Annotated in this window: 16 protein-coding genes; 5 read left to right on the top strand and 11 right to left on the bottom strand. The window is 62.4% G+C overall.

What is annotated here, in order from left to right:
- Positions 1 to 32: 32 nt before the first annotated feature.
- Positions 33 to 428 carry a glycosyltransferase family protein gene (locus BM019_RS00290; RefSeq protein ID WP_062825099.1) on the bottom strand — a complete coding sequence of 132 codons (396 nt, stop codon included), beginning with the start codon at positions 426 to 428 and terminating at the stop codon, positions 33 to 35.
- Positions 429 to 507: 79 nt separating this feature from the next.
- Here BM019_RS00290 and moaB point away from each other — a divergent pair, with 79 nt between their 5' ends.
- Entirely contained in the window at positions 508 to 1,047 is a 540-nt protein-coding gene (gene moaB, locus BM019_RS00285) for a molybdenum cofactor biosynthesis protein B (protein WP_007923271.1), read from the top strand.
- A 22-nt stretch (positions 1,048 to 1,069) separates the two neighbouring features.
- Positions 1,070 to 2,257: a molybdopterin molybdotransferase MoeA gene (gene glp / locus BM019_RS00280; protein ID WP_175510572.1), complete on the top strand. Its 1,188-nt coding sequence runs from the start codon at positions 1,070 to 1,072 to the stop codon at positions 2,255 to 2,257.
- A 58-nt stretch (positions 2,258 to 2,315) separates the two neighbouring features.
- Here the strand turns inward: glp and BM019_RS00275 are convergent, their stop codons facing one another.
- On the bottom strand, positions 2,316 to 2,579 hold the full coding sequence (locus BM019_RS00275; protein ID WP_009044924.1) for a hypothetical protein: 264 nt from the start codon (positions 2,577 to 2,579) through the stop codon (positions 2,316 to 2,318).
- A gap of 224 nt (positions 2,580 to 2,803) precedes the next feature.
- Between BM019_RS00275 and yegS the strand changes: the two genes are divergently transcribed.
- The gene (gene yegS, locus BM019_RS00270) at positions 2,804 to 3,706 is read left to right on the top strand and encodes a lipid kinase YegS (protein WP_092417354.1); all 903 of its coding nucleotides are present in this window, start codon (positions 2,804 to 2,806) and stop codon (positions 3,704 to 3,706) included.
- On the opposite strand, the gene BM019_RS00265 is transcribed toward yegS, so the two are convergent.
- The 3 genes from BM019_RS00265 to BM019_RS00255 form a co-directional block, all read right to left on the bottom strand.
- Positions 3,703 to 4,362 (bottom strand): response regulator, encoded by a 660-nt coding sequence (locus BM019_RS00265; protein ID WP_009044922.1) that lies wholly within the window; start codon positions 4,360 to 4,362, stop codon positions 3,703 to 3,705. The two genes, yegS and BM019_RS00265, sit on opposite strands and share 4 nt — an antisense overlap.
- Positions 4,359 to 5,252, bottom strand: a complete 894-nt coding sequence (locus BM019_RS00260; RefSeq protein ID WP_085531666.1) for a sensor histidine kinase — start codon at positions 5,250 to 5,252, stop codon at positions 4,359 to 4,361. Before BM019_RS00260 ends, BM019_RS00265 begins: the two co-directional genes overlap by 4 nt.
- A 504-nt stretch (positions 5,253 to 5,756) precedes the next feature.
- On the bottom strand, positions 5,757 to 6,224 hold the full coding sequence (locus BM019_RS00255; protein ID WP_009044920.1) for a hypothetical protein: 468 nt from the start codon (positions 6,222 to 6,224) through the stop codon (positions 5,757 to 5,759).
- Between the two features lie 539 nt (positions 6,225 to 6,763).
- Here BM019_RS00255 and BM019_RS00250 point away from each other — a divergent pair.
- Both BM019_RS00250 and BM019_RS00245 read left to right on the top strand, forming a co-directional pair.
- Positions 6,764 to 7,699 carry a chemotaxis protein CheV gene (locus BM019_RS00250; protein ID WP_009044919.1) on the top strand — a complete coding sequence of 312 codons (936 nt, stop codon included), beginning with the start codon at positions 6,764 to 6,766 and terminating at the stop codon, positions 7,697 to 7,699.
- A 99-nt stretch (positions 7,700 to 7,798) separates the two neighbouring features.
- A complete protein-coding gene (locus BM019_RS00245) occupies positions 7,799 to 8,602 on the top strand; it encodes an MOSC domain-containing protein (RefSeq protein ID WP_062825103.1) in 804 nt (267 codons plus the stop codon).
- Positions 8,603 to 8,682: 80 nt separating this feature from the next.
- Here the strand turns inward: BM019_RS00245 and BM019_RS00240 are convergent, their stop codons facing one another.
- The 6 genes from BM019_RS00240 to atuC form a co-directional block, all read right to left on the bottom strand.
- Complete coding sequence (locus BM019_RS00240; RefSeq protein WP_007930001.1) at positions 8,683 to 8,967, bottom strand: pyrimidine/purine nucleoside phosphorylase; 285 nt, start codon at positions 8,965 to 8,967, stop codon at positions 8,683 to 8,685.
- 81 nt (positions 8,968 to 9,048) lie between these two features.
- Positions 9,049 to 9,591, bottom strand: a complete 543-nt coding sequence (locus tag BM019_RS00235; RefSeq protein WP_009044917.1) for a 3'-5' exonuclease — start codon at positions 9,589 to 9,591, stop codon at positions 9,049 to 9,051.
- 69 nt (positions 9,592 to 9,660) lie between these two features.
- Positions 9,661 to 11,619, bottom strand: a complete 1,959-nt coding sequence (locus BM019_RS00230) for an acetyl/propionyl/methylcrotonyl-CoA carboxylase subunit alpha (protein ID WP_092417353.1) — start codon at positions 11,617 to 11,619, stop codon at positions 9,661 to 9,663.
- A 115-nt stretch (positions 11,620 to 11,734) separates the two neighbouring features.
- On the bottom strand, positions 11,735 to 12,532 hold the full coding sequence (locus BM019_RS00225) for an enoyl-CoA hydratase/isomerase family protein (RefSeq protein WP_092417352.1): 798 nt from the start codon (positions 12,530 to 12,532) through the stop codon (positions 11,735 to 11,737).
- Entirely contained in the window at positions 12,529 to 13,686 is a 1,158-nt protein-coding gene (gene atuD / locus BM019_RS00220; protein WP_007930006.1) for a citronellyl-CoA dehydrogenase, read from the bottom strand. Before atuD ends, BM019_RS00225 begins: the two co-directional genes overlap by 4 nt.
- 210 nt (positions 13,687 to 13,896) lie before the next feature.
- Positions 13,897 to 15,513 carry a geranyl-CoA carboxylase subunit beta gene (gene atuC, locus BM019_RS00215; protein WP_092417351.1) on the bottom strand — a complete coding sequence of 539 codons (1,617 nt, stop codon included), beginning with the start codon at positions 15,511 to 15,513 and terminating at the stop codon, positions 13,897 to 13,899.

The raw sequence follows: 15,513 nt of genomic DNA, 5'->3' as shown, positions 1-15,513 counted from the left end.
GAGACGTATGCAACGCCTGCAAGTTCCTTGAGTTAAGGGCATTCTGACACGCCGTGCTGCTGGCTTAACAGCTCTGGTGTATTCAGATTAGCCAATCGGGGATCGTTTGCCGGACATTGCAGGGCCTGAGCATCCAGCCCGCGCATGATACGTCCGGGGCTGCGCTCACCGTTCTGCCAGGCTCCGTCGAAGGTGCCGAGCAGCGTGCGCGGAATGATACACAGCAAGGGTTCCCAGTGCTCGCCATGGCGCAACATCAGCGGTTTGTCCGGATGCAGGGCGGCGCTTTGTCGCATGGCGTCGATCAGTTGCGCATCGATGCGCGGCACGTCGCAGGGCAACCCCTTGTCCCTTCCGCCCATGCGTTGGCCGCGTCCACCGGCCAGGAGCAGAATGGAGCAGGGCAGCAAATCTGCGCGCTGGGTCATGGCACGTCTCCACAGGGGCGGGCAAAGAGAGCGCTGTGATATAACACCGGGCTGTTTCTCCTACAACTGGATCGAGCCTATGAAAGCCAAGGCTGATGTACCTTTTGCACCCCTGAACATCGCGGTGCTGACTGTCAGTGATACCCGGACCCTGGAGACCGATACCTCCGGCCAGGTCTTCGTCGATCGCCTGAGCGCTGCAGGCCATAACCTGGCCGCGCGCGTCCTGCTCAAGGACGATCTCTACAAGATTCGCGCACAAGTGGCGACCTGGATCGCCGACGACCTGGTCCAGGTGGTGCTGATCACCGGCGGCACCGGTTTCACCGGCCGCGACAGCACCCCGGAAGCCGTGTCTTGCCTGCTCGACAAACAGGTCGACGGCTTTGGCGAGTTGTTCCGCCAGATCTCGGTCGCCGACATCGGCACTTCCACCGTGCAGTCCCGGGCCCTGGCCGGGCTGGCCAACGGCACGCTGGTGTGCTGCCTGCCGGGCTCGACCAACGCGGTGCGTACCGGTTGGGACGGCATCCTCGCCGAGCAGCTGGATTCGCGGCACCGGCCGTGTAATTTCGTCACGCACCTGAAACAGGCGGCGCCTTGTGAATCCCGTGGGTAAGCCGGGCAAGACCGGCGCCTTGATGCCGGTCGAGGTCGCATTGGCCCGTTTGCTGGAGATGGCCGAGGCTACTCCCATTCTCGAGCGCGAGCGGCTGCCGCTGGCGGCGGCTCAAGGCCGGGTCTTGGCCGACGATTTGGTTTCTACCCTGGATCTTCCGCCCTGGCCCAACAGCGCCATGGACGGTTATGCCTTGCGTGCCGCGGATTGGCGTGGTGAGGCCCTTGTAGTCAGCCAGCGCATTTTCGCCGGCCAGGCGCCCGAGCCTTTGGCGCCCGGTACCTGCGCACGCATCTTCACCGGGGCGCCGGTCCCGGCGGGAGCCGACTGCGTGGAAATGCAGGAGAACGCCGAGGTTCAGACCGATGGGCGGGTGTCCTTTACCGAGCCGCTCAGCGCCGGGCAGAACATTCGTCCCCAAGGCCAGGAAACCACGGTCGGCGAGTGTGTATTGGTGGCCGGAACGCAGCTGGGGCCGATCGAGCTGGGGCTCGCTGCTTCCTTGGGTTGCGCGGAACTGGAGGTGGTGCGTCGAGTGCGGGTCGCCGTGCTCTCCACCGGCGACGAGCTGGTAGAGCCCGGGCAAGCGCTGGGTCCCGGGCAGATCTACAACAGCAACCGTGTCCTGCTGTGCAGTTGGTTGCAGCGTCTGGGCTGTGAGGTGATCGACGGCGGCATCCTGCCCGACGATCTGCCCACGACCCGGCATCGCCTTGCCGAGCTGGCGGATGTGGATCTGATCCTGTCCACCGGCGGTGTATCGGTGGGCGAGGCGGATTTCCTGGGCATCGCCTTAAGAGAAGAGGGCGAGCTGGCCCTCTGGAAGCTGGCGATCAAGCCGGGCAAACCGTTGACCTTCGGGCATTTCCGCGGTGTGCCGGTGATCGGCCTGCCCGGTAACCCGGCCTCGACACTGGTGACCTTTGCCTTGCTGGCCCGCCCCTATATTTTGCGGCGCCAGGGAGTGAAGGAGCTGCAGCCCTTGCAGTTCCAGGTTCCAGCCGGGTTTGCCTGGCCGAAGCCGGGGAACCGCCGAGAGTATCTGCGTGGGCGCCTGGAACAGGGCAGGGCAATCATCTATCGGAACCAGAGTTCCGGGGTCTTGCGCAGTGCCGCTTGGGCCGAGGGGCTGGTCGAGGTACTGGAAGAGCGAACGCTGGTTGAGGGCGATTGGGTCAACTTCATCCCATTGAGTGAAGTCCTGGGCTGACTCCAGGGGAGGTGGACCTGATCGGCAGCGCCGGGTCCATCCTCCAGAGCCCCACCCATCAACGCAGGAGTAAAAGGATCAGCAAGCCAAAACGGCTGTTCAGTCCCCAGGACAGCAGTGCCGATATAAATCCGGCATAGGCCAACACCCACGCGAGCTTCTTGAGCAAGGCATGAAGCTTGCTGTCGGGCTTATGCTCGGGGTCACGGGTATGTACTTGATGGACACTCAGTTCCGGGTGTTTGCCTGTACTGAGCAGGATGCTCCCTTCCAGTCGAGTGAGCGCGGAGTTCGAGCGTTCAAAGCATTTCTTGTCATCCATGTGTTTCGCTTCCCTGTTTGAGGCGTCGTTCGCCTGCCATGAACATTCTCCGATTGTCTGTTTCGGGTCAATTCAGGTGATTCTCAATCTGCGGTCAGAAAAGTTACCGGTCAGCCAGCAGACGGCCTGACGGGGACAAATTGATTACATCCCGATCGGACTTTTTCTCATGGGCTGAGGGTCAACATCCTTCAATGGCCCTCGAATGACAGGAGTGATGAGCGATGAGCGAACGCAAGGCGATGCTGATACTGCACGGCAAGCAGGCCCTCAACGAAGAGGTCCGCGCGGCTGTCGAGCGCAAGCGTGAAGAGGGTTGGGAGCTGGCGGTCCGCCTGACATGGGAAGCGGGCGACGCCCAGCGCCTGGTGGATGAAGCCCTCGTGGCCGGTTACACCCGCCTGATCGCGGGAGGCGGTGATGGCACTTTGCGTGATATCGCCGAGGCCATGGCGGCGCAGGCCCACGATGCCAGCCTGGTGTTGCTGCCGCTGGGCACGGCCAATGATTTCGCGCGGGCGGCTGGCGTGTCGTTGCTGCCCCATGAGGCATTGAACCTGCTCGACGTGCCGGCACGGGCGATCGACCTCGGCGAGGTCGGTGGCCAGGTATTTCTCAACATGGCCACGGGCGGGTTCGGCAGCCAGGTGACGGCCAATACCTCCGAGGACCTGAAAAAGATTCTGGGGGGGGCGGCCTATCTGTTCACTGGTTTGTCCCGTTTCAACGAACTGCATGCGGCATACGGTGAACTGCAGGGGCCGGATTTCCATTGGCGCGGCGAGTTGCTGGCCCTGGGGATCGGCAACGGGCGCCAGGCCGGTGGTGGGCATCTGCTGTGCCCTGAGGCGATGGCCGATGACGGATTGCTGGATGTCAGTATCCTGCCGGCCCCCCAGGAGCTGGTGGGCACCTTGAAGGACCTGCTGGCCGGCGGCTGGGGAATCGACAACCTGTTTGTGCGCACGCGCCTGCCCTGGGTTGAAATCAAGGTGTCCGAGGGGCTGGATATCAATCTCGACGGTGAGCCCCTGCAAGGCGAAAACCTGCGTTTTCGCGCGCTCCCAGGGGCATTGCGGGTGCATTTGCCGGAAGACTCCCCGCTGTTGGCGGCTTCGGCGTCTTAATCGTCGAGGCTGATGATCTGTTCGCGGACGGCAAACAGGACCAGACCGGCCACATCATAGATCTGCAGGCGTTTCATGATCTGCGAGCGGTGGGTTTCCACGGTCTTGATGCTCAGGCCCAGCCCATGAGCGATTTCGCGGGTCGATTTGCCGCGAACGATCAGGCGCAGGATCTCCAGCTGGCGTGCGGTCAGGTTATGGGTTTCAACGGGTTCCGGATGGGGCTTCTGCACGCGGATCAGCGCCTGGTTGATCACCGTGTGGGCAATGGCCGGGCTGAGATAACGCTCGTTGTTGCGCAAGGCGTCGAGCGCGTGCTCGAGCTCGTTGGCGGTGGTGTCCTTGAGCAGATAACCATGAGCACCGGATTCCAGGGCCTGCATGATCAGCGCCGGATCGGTGTGCATCGAGAGAATCAGTACTTTGCTCTGCGGGTGCACCACCTTGAGTCTCTTCAGGGCTTCAAGGCCGCCGATATCCTTCATGGAAATATCCAGCAGGATAATGTCCGGCGACAGCCTCTCGACCATTTCCAGTACTTGTGCGCCATCGTTGGCTTCACCGATCACGGCATAGCCAGGAATGTCCATGACCAGGGCACGCACGCCAGCCCTGATGAGCGAGTGGTCATCCACCAGAAGTAAATTGCAGGTCAATGTAAAACCTTATTCGTACTGGCCCGTTCGAGTGCGCGAGGCGCCCAGGGGAAGAGTGCTTCGATTTGTGTGCCCTGGTCGGGCTGGCTGGAAACCTTCAGGGTGCCACCCAGTTGCGCGATTCTTTCCGCCATGCCCGCCATGCCGCGTTGTCCTTGCGCGCCTGGATTGGTCGCCGGGGAAAAGCCACGGCCATCATCGCTGATAAACAGCGAAAGGCCCTCGGGCAGGCGTTGCAGTCGTACCAGCAGGTTATCCGCCTGGGCGTGACGCAGCATGTTGGTGACGGCTTCTTGAGTGATACGAAAGGCGGCCACCGCCATCTCCTCGGGGATGCCTGCCAGGCGTTGCTTGCATTCCAGGCTCCAGTGCACGGAAGTGTTTTCCAGGGTCTTCAGCAAGTGTGCCCGCAGGCTGGCTTCCAGGCCCAGGCTGGCCAATTGCCGGGGATTGAGAATGGCCGATACATCGCGCACCTTGGCCAGGGTTTCTTCCAATGTGCTTTGAAGCGTCGTGCAATGCTGTTGCAGGTCTTCGGGCAGGCGGCGCTTGAGCCATTCGCTTTGCAGCTTGGCGGCAGTCAACAGCTGACCAATATCATCATGCAATTCACGACTGAGGCGATGGCGCTCGTTTTCCTGGACTTCCAGCAAGCGATCCGCCAGTTCCTGAGGCTGGAACTTGATCGATTTGCGCGAATCGCCGTAATAGGCCCAGACACTGGCCAGGGCCACCAGATTCAGGATCAGCAGGCTGAGGGGAAAGGTCGTCGACAGGCAATAGACAGCCAGACTTCCAAGTGCCGAGCATGAGCACAGCAACAGGTTGAGCCAGCGCAGGTTTATTCGAGAGAGAAGTCTGGTGGCAGTTGACTTGAGGCTGGCGTACATAGCGGATGGAGCCAATGAATGTTCGCTGCGGGGAGACCGGTCAAGTCGACTGACGGGCCCCGGTTTGGAATACGGTATTGTTTGAGTATGCGGCTTCAATTAACGCGGTCTATTCGTTGGGAGCAAGCCTTGCACTGATCAGGTGTGTAACAAGATCAATCTGAAATCACAGTGCCATTAAGGATGTCGTTTAGTGGCTGGCATAGTATCAGCTTAGCTACCGTTGGTCGCGCCTCTATATATGTCCAGCGGGTCAGGAATATTGCCTTTTGGGACGTATGTTCCGATTCGCTTGTTTTAACTGGCTCCGCTCAAACAGTGACTGTATCTGGCCTTGCGCGAACGGGTAGGCGAGATTCAGAGCACTTGAAGTCTCGGGATTGGTTTTATTTAGTTGTCTTAGTTGGTTCTGTCGTTAACAGGCATGAAATATTGGATAACGACATGATGCTGGTCAATGTCACGACATATCTAACGACTGAAGTTAGGTATTAACGACAGGGTCTATGCGTTTCTCTTGGCGATCGAAAAAACTTTGAACGAATTTTGGTGGCAGGACAGGGGGGCGGGCAAAGGGTCGATTTGCACGGCGAGGGATTCGATGAGAGTGGCCTGTTCGTTGCCATCGAGGTTCAGTTGCCCGGTCACCGGATCGACGAGTTCAAGCTGCCAGGCCATCAGGCTGAAGCACTCCCCGAGAGTGTCGAGGATCTGCTCGTTCATGTCCGGATGAGGATGGGAGTGATCCAGCAACGCATGAACCTGGCGCGAGAATTCGGCGGTGCTGCGCAGCGCCAGCGCGTCGGTTTTCTCGGCAAGCTTGAGCAGAGTGGACAACATGCAATCGATGGCGTCCTGATCGTTCCTGATCAGGTTGAGATGGTTCAGGCATTCAACAGACTTGGCCAATAGTGCTTCTGCCTCAAGCAGAAAGTCGGGTGACTGGTGCCACTCTTTATCGTCGATCAGCATGCTTGTCTCCACGACGCCACGTCAGATGATGGAATGGTCCGTTTTGTGAGCGGCTGTAAGGTATTACGTCGGTTATGCCGTGGGATATAGGACGAATCTGATTGGTTCTCAATGGACGAAGATGCTGTGCTGGTGTTTAGTCCGCAGGCGACAGACTGCCGAGCACGGTGTGTCGGCCACGCTTGGACAGCGGAGGCGGGGGGGCTCGAAGGGGCACCAGCCCATCTTCCTGCGATCACAAACAAAAGCCTGACTCCATTCATGCAATGAGAATGGCGTCACATTAATGGCTATTGGATATTGCGAATATCAGGTTGGTCCTGATTGCCGGTAGGGGATTCCCTTATAAAGGGGAACCAAGTGCTGAAAACGAGGTCGCGGCGGGAGCTTGGGCGGATGAAATCGCGAAGTCAGTAAAGCATGATGTTAATGTGACATCAATGCCTTTGCATGGCATTTTGTACGCAGGTCAAGATTCGGCGAATCGCGCCGATAACCCGCGTTAGTGAATTCATCAGAACAAGCCCAGGAGTCATTACATGGCCGGCATTCTCGACACGGTAGATCAACGCACGCAACTGGTGGGTGAGAATCGCCTGGAAATCCTCATGTTTCGTCTGGCCGGGCGACAGTTGTTCGCGATCAACGTGTTCAAGGTGCAGGAAGTCCTGCAATTGCCAAAGCTGACGCTGATGCCCCAGCGCCATCCGTTCGTCTGTGGCGTGGTCAACCTGCGGGGGCAGACGCTGCCGGTCATCGACCTGTCCCAGGCGATCGGCATGCGGCCTCTGGTGCCGGGTCCCAACAGCACCATCATCGTCACCGAGTACAACCGCTCGGTGCAGGCCTTCCTGGTGGGAGGCGTCGACCGCATCGTCAACATGAACTGGGAAGCCATCCTGCCGCCGCCGACCAGTGCCGGGCGCCAGCATTACCTGACGGCGATCAGCAAGGTCGACGATCAACTGGTCGAGATCATCGACGTGGAAAAGGTCCTGGCCGAAATCGTTCCCTACAACGCCAAGGTCTCGCGCGACAAGCTCGACGATCCGGTGCTCGAGCGTGCCCGCGGCCGTGAAGTGCTGTTGGTGGACGACTCCAACGTGGCGCTGTCGCAATTGCGCGACACCCTGGGCCAGCTGGGGGTGAAGATGCACATTGCCAGCGACGGCCTGAAGGCCCTGAAGATGCTCAAGGCCTGGGCCGATACCGGGGTCGACATGACCGACAAGCTGCTGATGGTGTTCACCGACGCCGAAATGCCGGAAATGGACGGCTATCGCCTGACCACCGAAATCCGCAACGATCCTCGTCTGCGCGGCCTTTACGTGGTGCTGCATACCTCCCTGTCCGGCAGCTTCAACGAGTCGATGGTGAAGAAGGTCGGTTGCGACAACTTCCTGTCCAAGTTCCAGCCGGACAAACTGGTCGACGTGGTGCGCCAGCGCCTGATGCTGGACGAAGTTCCCGCCTGACGGGAGCATTGGCCGGAGCGACGTCTGTGCGGCAGGTGCTTCTTTGATTCGCGGGCCGGCTCGTATAAGGTTGCTTTTTTTGCTACCCGGGAGCTGGCCATGCGTCTCAGCGCGCTTTATCGATACCCCTTGAAATCCGGCAAGGGCGAGTCCCTGCAACAGGTCGCGCTGGACAGGCTGGGGCTGGAGGGAGATCGACGTTGGATGCTGGTCGATGAGCCCAGCGGACGCTTCCTGACCCAACGCGCGGTCCCGCATATGAGCCAGCTTTCGGCGCTCTGGAACGCCGAGGGAGGGCTGACCCTCAGTGCTCCCGGCTACCCATCCCTCGATGTGCCACTGCCTGGTGCGGATGCCCCGTTACGTGGCGTGACCATCTGGCGCGATACCCTGCGCGTACCGGATGCCGGCGACGAAGCCCATGCCTGGCTGAGCGACTTCATCGGCAAGCCGACCCGCCTGGTACAGGTCCCCCCGGAGCGTGCGCGCACCACTCAGGCCGGTTACGGCAAGGATGACGATCAGGTGGCCTTTGCCGACGGTTTTCCGCTGTTGCTGATTGGCGAGTCCTCCCGGGAAGACCTGTCCAGTCGTGTCGGCCGTCCCCTGGAAATGCTGCGCTTTCGCCCGAACCTGGTGATCGAGGGCTGCCCGGCCTTCGCCGAAGATGGCTGGAAGCGCATCCGCATCGGCGATATCGAGTTTCGGGTGGTCAAGCCTTGTGCGCGTTGCATCCTCACCACCATCGATCCGCAGACTGGCGAGCGCAGCGCCGACCGTGAACCGCTGGCCACGCTGCAGCAGTACCGGGCGCAAGAAGGCGGGGCGATGTTCGGGCAGAATCTGGTGAACGATGGCATCGGCCGGCTGGAGGTCGGTATGCCGGTCACCGTGCTGGAATAGTCGGTGGTGTAGAAACGAAAAATGCCCGTATCGTCAGATACGGGCATTTTTTTATCGCCGAGGATCAGCTCCCGGAGGGATCAGCCGCGGTATTCGCACAGGTAGGCGGTGTCGACGGCCACTTTCAGCTGGAACTTGCTGTTGGCCGGTACGTTGAACTGGCTGCCGGCGGCAAAGGTTTCCCAGTCGTTGCTGTCAGGCAGCTTGACGGTCAGGGCGCCGGAAACCACGTGCATGATTTCCCGTTGAGCCGTGCCGAACTCGTATTCGCCCGGAGCCATGACGCCGATAGTGGCTGGACCTTCGGCCGTGCCGAAGGCAATCGACTTGACGGTGCCGTCGAAGTACTCGTTGACTTTAAACATGGGCGATTCCTCAAAAAGGGGTCAAAAAGGCCGGCCAGTATGCACAAGGCCTTCAGATGCGTCACCTGTTGCGCGGACGGATCAGCCGGGAAGAATCAGAGGCAATAAACGCGCCGTATTGCGGGCATCTTCCAGGGCGCGATGCTGCTGGCCGGTGAACTGCAGTCCGGCCAGTTGCAGCGCGCCGTTCAGGCCCAGCGGTCGTTCGAGGCGGCGGGCCTTGGCGAAGCGTTGCTTGAGGTTCATGTGCGGCAGTTGGGCGAGGGCGCTGTGCAGTTGCGAGCGTTGCCACTCCTGCAGCAGCTGCTTGCGATCGTAGTCGCCCCAGCTGGCCCAGCCCTCCAGGCGTGTGTGATGCTGGCCCAGCCAGCGTTCGAACAGCGGCCAGACTTCGCTCAACGGCTGGGCGCCGTCGATCTGGGCCTGGGTGATGTGGGTCAGTTCACGGCAGAACGGCGTCAGCATCGGCCGCCGCAGCGGGCGCACGAAGCGTTGGAAATGATCCAGTTCACGCCCTTCGCGGTTCACCAGGGTGGCGCCGATCTCGATGATTTCCATGTCGGTCACCGGCCAGCCTCCTTCGTCCGTGGTGGCTTCCAGATCAATTACCAACCAGTGGGGCATCACAGGCTCCAGCTTCAACATCCCGATGAGGCTTGAGCGTAGCCAAACCCGACGTCTGCGCCTAGCGGCTTATTCCACCTCCAGCAGAATCTGGCGGTTTTTCACCTGATCGCCCAGGTTGACCTGCAGCCGCTTGATCACGCCATCGATCCCGGCCTTCAGCGGATGCTCCATTTTCATCGCCTCCAGCACCAGCAGCAGTTGCCCCTTGCTGACGGTCGCGCCCTCGCTGACCAGTACGTCGACTATGGCGCCGTCCATGGGCGCTTTGAGCATGCCGCTGTGGGCGCCGGCCTGGCTGGCGACCGGTGCGTGGCTCAGGTCGTGAAGGTGCAGGCTGCCAGGACGGGTGAACAGCCAGAGCTGCCCGGCTTCCAGGGTGTAGGCGTAGCGGCGGCGGATACCGTCGATGGTCGCGCAGGCCCAGCGGCCATCCGTCTCCAGCAGCTGTACCTCGAAGCCTTGGTCGGCGTGTTGAATCCGCAGCGTTCCGGCCTGGTTATTCAGTTCAAGGTTCCACAGGGTTTCACCCGAGCCCAGGCGATAGTGCAGCGGCACACTGGCGTTGTTGCGCCAGCCGGCCAGCGCCGCGCCGTGAGGCTGGGCCGCGTGCTGATAAAACAGTGCCGCGGCCAGGGCCAGTTCGGTGCCGCTTGGCGGTTGCGGGCGCAGGCTTGGATCGTCGGCGAAATGTTCGGCGATAAAGGCGGTGCTGAATTCGCCGCTGGCAAAACCGGGATGGCGAAGCAGGTTCGCCAACAGCTTCTGGTTGCTCGCCACGCCCGTCAGCACCGTGTCCTCGACCGCGCGCAACAGCTTGCGACGCGCTTCTTCGCGGGTGGTGCCGTGGGCGATGAGCTTGCCCAGCATGGGGTCATAGAACGGGCTGACGCTCTGGCCTTCCAGCAGGCCGTGATCGATACGCACATCGGCACCCAGCGCCGGTTCCCAGCGCCGTACCTGGCCGGTTTGCGGCAGGAAATCCTGCGCCGGGTCCTCGGCATACAGCCGCACTTCGATGGCATGGCCCTTGAGTTCGACCTGTTCCTGGCGCAGTGGCAGCGGTTGACCGGCCGCCACCTGCAGTTGCAGAGCCACCAGGTCCAGGCCGGTGATCATTTCGGTGGCCGGGTGTTCGACCTGCAGCCGGGTGTTCATTTCCAGAAAGTAGAATTGCCCCCGTGCATCGAGAAGAAATTCCACGGTGCCGGCGCCGACATAATTCACCGCCCGGCCGGCCTTGAGGGCGGCTTCGCCCATGGCCTGGCGCAGCTCGGCGGTCATCACCGGGCAGGGCGCTTCCTCGACGACTTTTTGATGACGGCGCTGGATCGAGCAATCGCGCTCGCCGAGGTAGATCAATTGGCCGTGGCGGTCGCCGAACACCTGGATTTCCACATGCCGCGGTTCGATCAGCGCCTGCTCCAGAATCAGCTCGTCGCTGCCGAAGGCGTGCAGCGCCTCGGAGCGCGCGGTACGCACCTGGGCCAGCAGCTCGTCGGCTCGCTGCACCAGGCGCATGCCGCGTCCGCCACCACCGGCGCTGGCCTTGATCATCAGCGGGTAGCCGATGCGTTCGGCTTCGCGTTGCAGGGTCGCATCGTCCTGTTCCGCGCCCTGATAACCGGCGATGCAGGGCACGCCCGCCGCGAGCATCGCCAGCTTGGACAGGCGCTTGCTGCCCATCAGTTCGATGGCCTCGGCGCTGGGGCCGATAAAGGTGATGCCGGCTGCCTCGCAGGCGCTGGCAAACTCGGCGTTCTCCGACAGAAAGCCGTAGCCGGGATGCAGCGCGTCGGCGCCCGTGCGCCGGGCCGCATCGAGGATCGCCTGGCTGTTCAGGTAGGACTGCTGGACCGCCGCCGGGCCGATATGCACCGCCTCGTCGGCCATCCGCACATGCAGCGCATCGGCGTCGGCGTCGCTGAACACCGCCACGGTGCGATAACCCAGGGCTTGGGCGGTGCGCTGGATGCGGCAGGCGATTTCACCGCGATTGGCGATCAGGATTTTGCTGAAGGCGGGCATGAGGTGGTTTCCTGAGATCGGTGGTGTTTGGTCGGGCATTTCGCGAGCACGCTCGCGCCTACAAAGGCGTAGGCCAGTCACGGACCTGTAGGAGCGAGCTTGCTCGCGATGGGGCTCATGAGGCCCACGCCGGTTTGCGTTTCTGCACGAAGGCCATGGTTCCCTCGATGCCTTCGGCACCGGTGACGGCGGCGCCAAACTGTTCCGCCGCGCGATCGAGCAGCGGCGCCAGCGCTTCTTCCGCGCTGGCCAGCAACAGGGCCTTGGTCGCGGCGTTGGCCTCGGGCGCGCAGCACAGCACATGGGCCAGCACCTCATCGAGGCGTTCGGCCAGGGCCTCTGGGCCGTCTTCGACAAAATGCACCAGGCCCAGCCGCTCGGCTTCGTTGCCATCAAAGCGCGCGGCGGTCAGGGCCAGCCGACGGGCCTGGGTCAGGCCGATGCGCTTGACCACAAACGGCGCGATCTGCGCTGGCAGCAGGCCGAGGCTGGTTTCCGGCATGCCGAACTGCGCCTGATGATCGGCGATGGCGATATCGCTGACACAGGCCAGGCCGAAGCCGCCACCCAACACCGCGCCCTGCAGCAGCACGATCAGCACCTGCGGGATGTGCTGGGCTTCTTCGAGCAGTGTGCCGAACGCCCGGTTCAGTTCCTGATAGGCACTGGCGCCCTGGGCACGGGCACTGGCCATGTCTTTCAGGTCGCCGCCGGCGCAGAAGTGCCCGCCGGCGCCCCTCAGGACCAGGGCGCGAATGCCGCGGTCATCGCGTACCGCCGCCAGCACCGCGCGCAGTTCGGCGACCATGTGCAGGCTCATGGCGTTACGGCTGTCCGGGCGATCGAGGGTGATGTGCAGGACGCCGCCACGGGGCGCCAGCAGCAGGGTTTCGCAGGCGGGCAGGCGACTCATTTTCTTTTCCCCGGCAGGATGCCCATGAGTTTGCAGATGATGCCCAGCATGATTTCGTCGGCGCCGCCGCCGATCGAAACCAGGCGCACGTCGCGGTAGGCGCGGGCCACCGGGTTGTCCCACATGAAGCCCATGCCGCCCCAGTATTGCAGGCAACTGTCGCTGACTTCGCGGCCCAGGCGCCCGGCCTTGAGCTTGGCCATGGACGCCAGGCGGGTGACGTCCTGGCCGCGCACGTATTGCTCGGTGGCTTGGTACACCAGGGCCCGCAGGCATTCGATTTCGGTGGACAGCTCGGCCAGGCGGAAGTGGATCACCTGATTGTCGATCAGCGCGCTGCCGAAGGTCTTGCGCTCCTTGCAGTACTCGATGGTGCTGTCGACGCAGTACTCCAGGCCCTTGATCATGTTGGCCGCGCCGAACAGCCGCTCTTCCTGGAATTGCAGCATCTGCATCATGAAACCCGCGCCTTCGTGGCCGATGCGATAGCGCTGGGGCACGCGCACGTTATCGAAAAACACCTGGGCGGTTTCCGAACTGCGCATGCCGAGCTTGTCCAGGTGCGGGCTGAGGCTGATGCCGGGGCTGTTCATCGGCACCATGATCAGCGACTTGTTGACGTGGGGCTTGTCGTCCGAGGTGTTGGCCAGCAGGCAGATGAAGTCGGCACTGGGGGAGTTGGTGATCCACATCTTGCTGCCGTTGATCACATAGTCGTCGCCGTCCTTGCGCGCGGTGGTCTTGAGCCCGGCCACGTCGGAGCCGGCACCGACTTCGGAGACACCGATGCAGCCGACCATTTCCCCGCTGATGGCCGGGCGCAGGAACTCCTCGCGCAACTCGTCGGAGCCGAAACGCGCCAGGGCCGGGGTGCACATGTCGGTCTGCACGCCGATGGACATCGGGATGCCGCCGCAATGGATGGTGCCGAACTCTTCGGCGGCGACGATCGAATAGCTGTAGTCCAGGCCCATGCCGCCGAACTTCTCCGGCTTGGAGATACCCAGCAGGCCCAGTTCGCCGGCCTTGCGGAAAATCTCGTGGATAGGAAAGCGCCCGGCCTTTTCCCATTCCTCGACATGCGGGTTGATCTCGCGCTCGACAAAATTGCGCACCGTGCGCCGCAGTTCTTCATGTTCCTGGGTGAAGATCATTTTTATTGTTCTCCTCAAGTTGAGTGACGCAATCCCTGAACCTTGTTTTCCCTGTAGCCACTGCCGCAGGCCGAAAACACCGCCGTTGCGGAACTGCTCGCTGTCCCTGTAGCCGCTGCCGCAGGCTGCGATCGGCCCCGCAGGGGACGTGCCCTTGAGGCCCTCGAAGACCCTTCGGGCCTTATCGCAGCCTGCGGCAGCGGCTACAGGTCAGAAGCGTGCGACGCCGAAGCTGTTGGGCTGCAATGGGCGAACCTGCGCCTCGTGGCAGATATCCAGCAGATAACCCAGCAGGGTGCGGGTATCCCGTGGGTCGATCAGCCCGTCGTCCCACAGGTTGGCACTGCCATACAAAGCCGTGGACTGGCTGTCGAGTTTCTGCGCCGTGACCTGTTCCAGCATATCCAGCATCTGCGGATCGGCCGCCTGGCCCTGCTTGGCGTGCTTGGCCTCGGTGACGATGCGCAGCACCTTGCCGGCCTGGGCGCCGCCCATCACCGCGGTGCGGCTGTTGGGCCAGGCGAAGATGAAGCGCGGGTCCAGACCGCGGCCGCACATGGCGTAGTTGCCGGCGCCGTAGGAGCCGCCGACCACGATCGTCAGCTTCGGCACCCGGGCATTGGCCACTGCCTGGATCAGCTTGGAACCGTGCTTGATCACGCCCTGCTGCTCCGACTCGGTGCCGACCATGAAACCGGTGGTGTTGTGGAAAAACAGCAGCGGGGTGCCGCTCTGGTCGCACAACTGAATGAACTGCGCGGCCTTGCTCGCACCTTTCGGGGTGATCGGCCCGTTATTGCCGATAAATCCGCAAGGACGCCCCTGGATCTGCACATGGCCGCAAAGGGTCTGCTGGTCGAACTCGCCCTTGAATTCGAGGAAGTTCGAGCCGTCGGCAATGCGCGCGATGATTTCCCGGGCGTCGTAAGGCTTTTTCGGGTCGTCGGGAATCAGCCCCAGCAGCTCGTCGATCGGGTACAGCGGCTCCGCATAAGGCCGGGGTAGCTGCAGCGGCAGCCGGGCATTCCACGGCAGGGCGTTGAGAATTTCCCGCACGATGCGCACACCGTCGCCGTCGTTTTCCGCCAGGTATTCGGCGGTGCCGGCCACCTGCGCATGCATCTCGGCGCCGCCCAGTTCTTCATCGGTGGCCACCTCGCCGGTGGCGGCCTTGAGCAATGGCGGGCCGGCGAGAAACAGCTTGGCCTTGCCGCGCACCACCACCACGTAATCCGACAGCCCCGGCTGGTAGGCCCCGCCGGCGGTGGCCGAGCCGTGGACCACGGTGATCTGCGGCAGGCCCATGGCCGACATGCGCGCCTGGTTGGCGAAACTGCGCGCGCCTTCGACGAAAATCTCCGCCGCGTAATTGAGGTTGGCGCCGCCGCTCTCGGCCAGGGTCACCACCGGCAGTTTGTTTTCCATGGCGATCTGCTGCAGGCGCAGGGATTTTTTCAGGCCGCTGGGGGAGATGGTGCCGCCCTTGATCGCACTGTTATTGGCCACCACCAGCACCCGCACGCCACTGACGTAGCCGATGCCGGCGATCAATCCGCCACCGGCCTGGCTGCCATCCTTGTCGTCGTGCAGCTTGTAGCCGGCCAGGCTCGCCAGTTCGAGAAAGGGCGCGCCGGGGTCGAGCAGCAGATTGAGGCGTTCGCGGGGTAGCAGTTGCCCGCGCTTTTCGAATTTCGCCTTGGCCTCGGCGGCCTTGGCCAGCAGGTTCTGTTCCAGCTGGCGGATCTGCGCGATGCCGGCCAGCATCGCTTCGCGGTTCTGCTGGAACTGCGGGCCGTGGGGATCGAGCTGGGACTGTATGGCTGGCAT

Source organism: Pseudomonas sp. NFPP07 (assembly GCF_900115645.1).
GTDB classification, from domain to species: Bacteria; Pseudomonadota; Gammaproteobacteria; order Pseudomonadales; family Pseudomonadaceae; genus Aquipseudomonas; species Aquipseudomonas chlororaphis.
The sequence above is the reverse complement of the archived record's forward strand: the minus strand, read 5'-3'. Positions and strand labels throughout refer to the sequence as shown.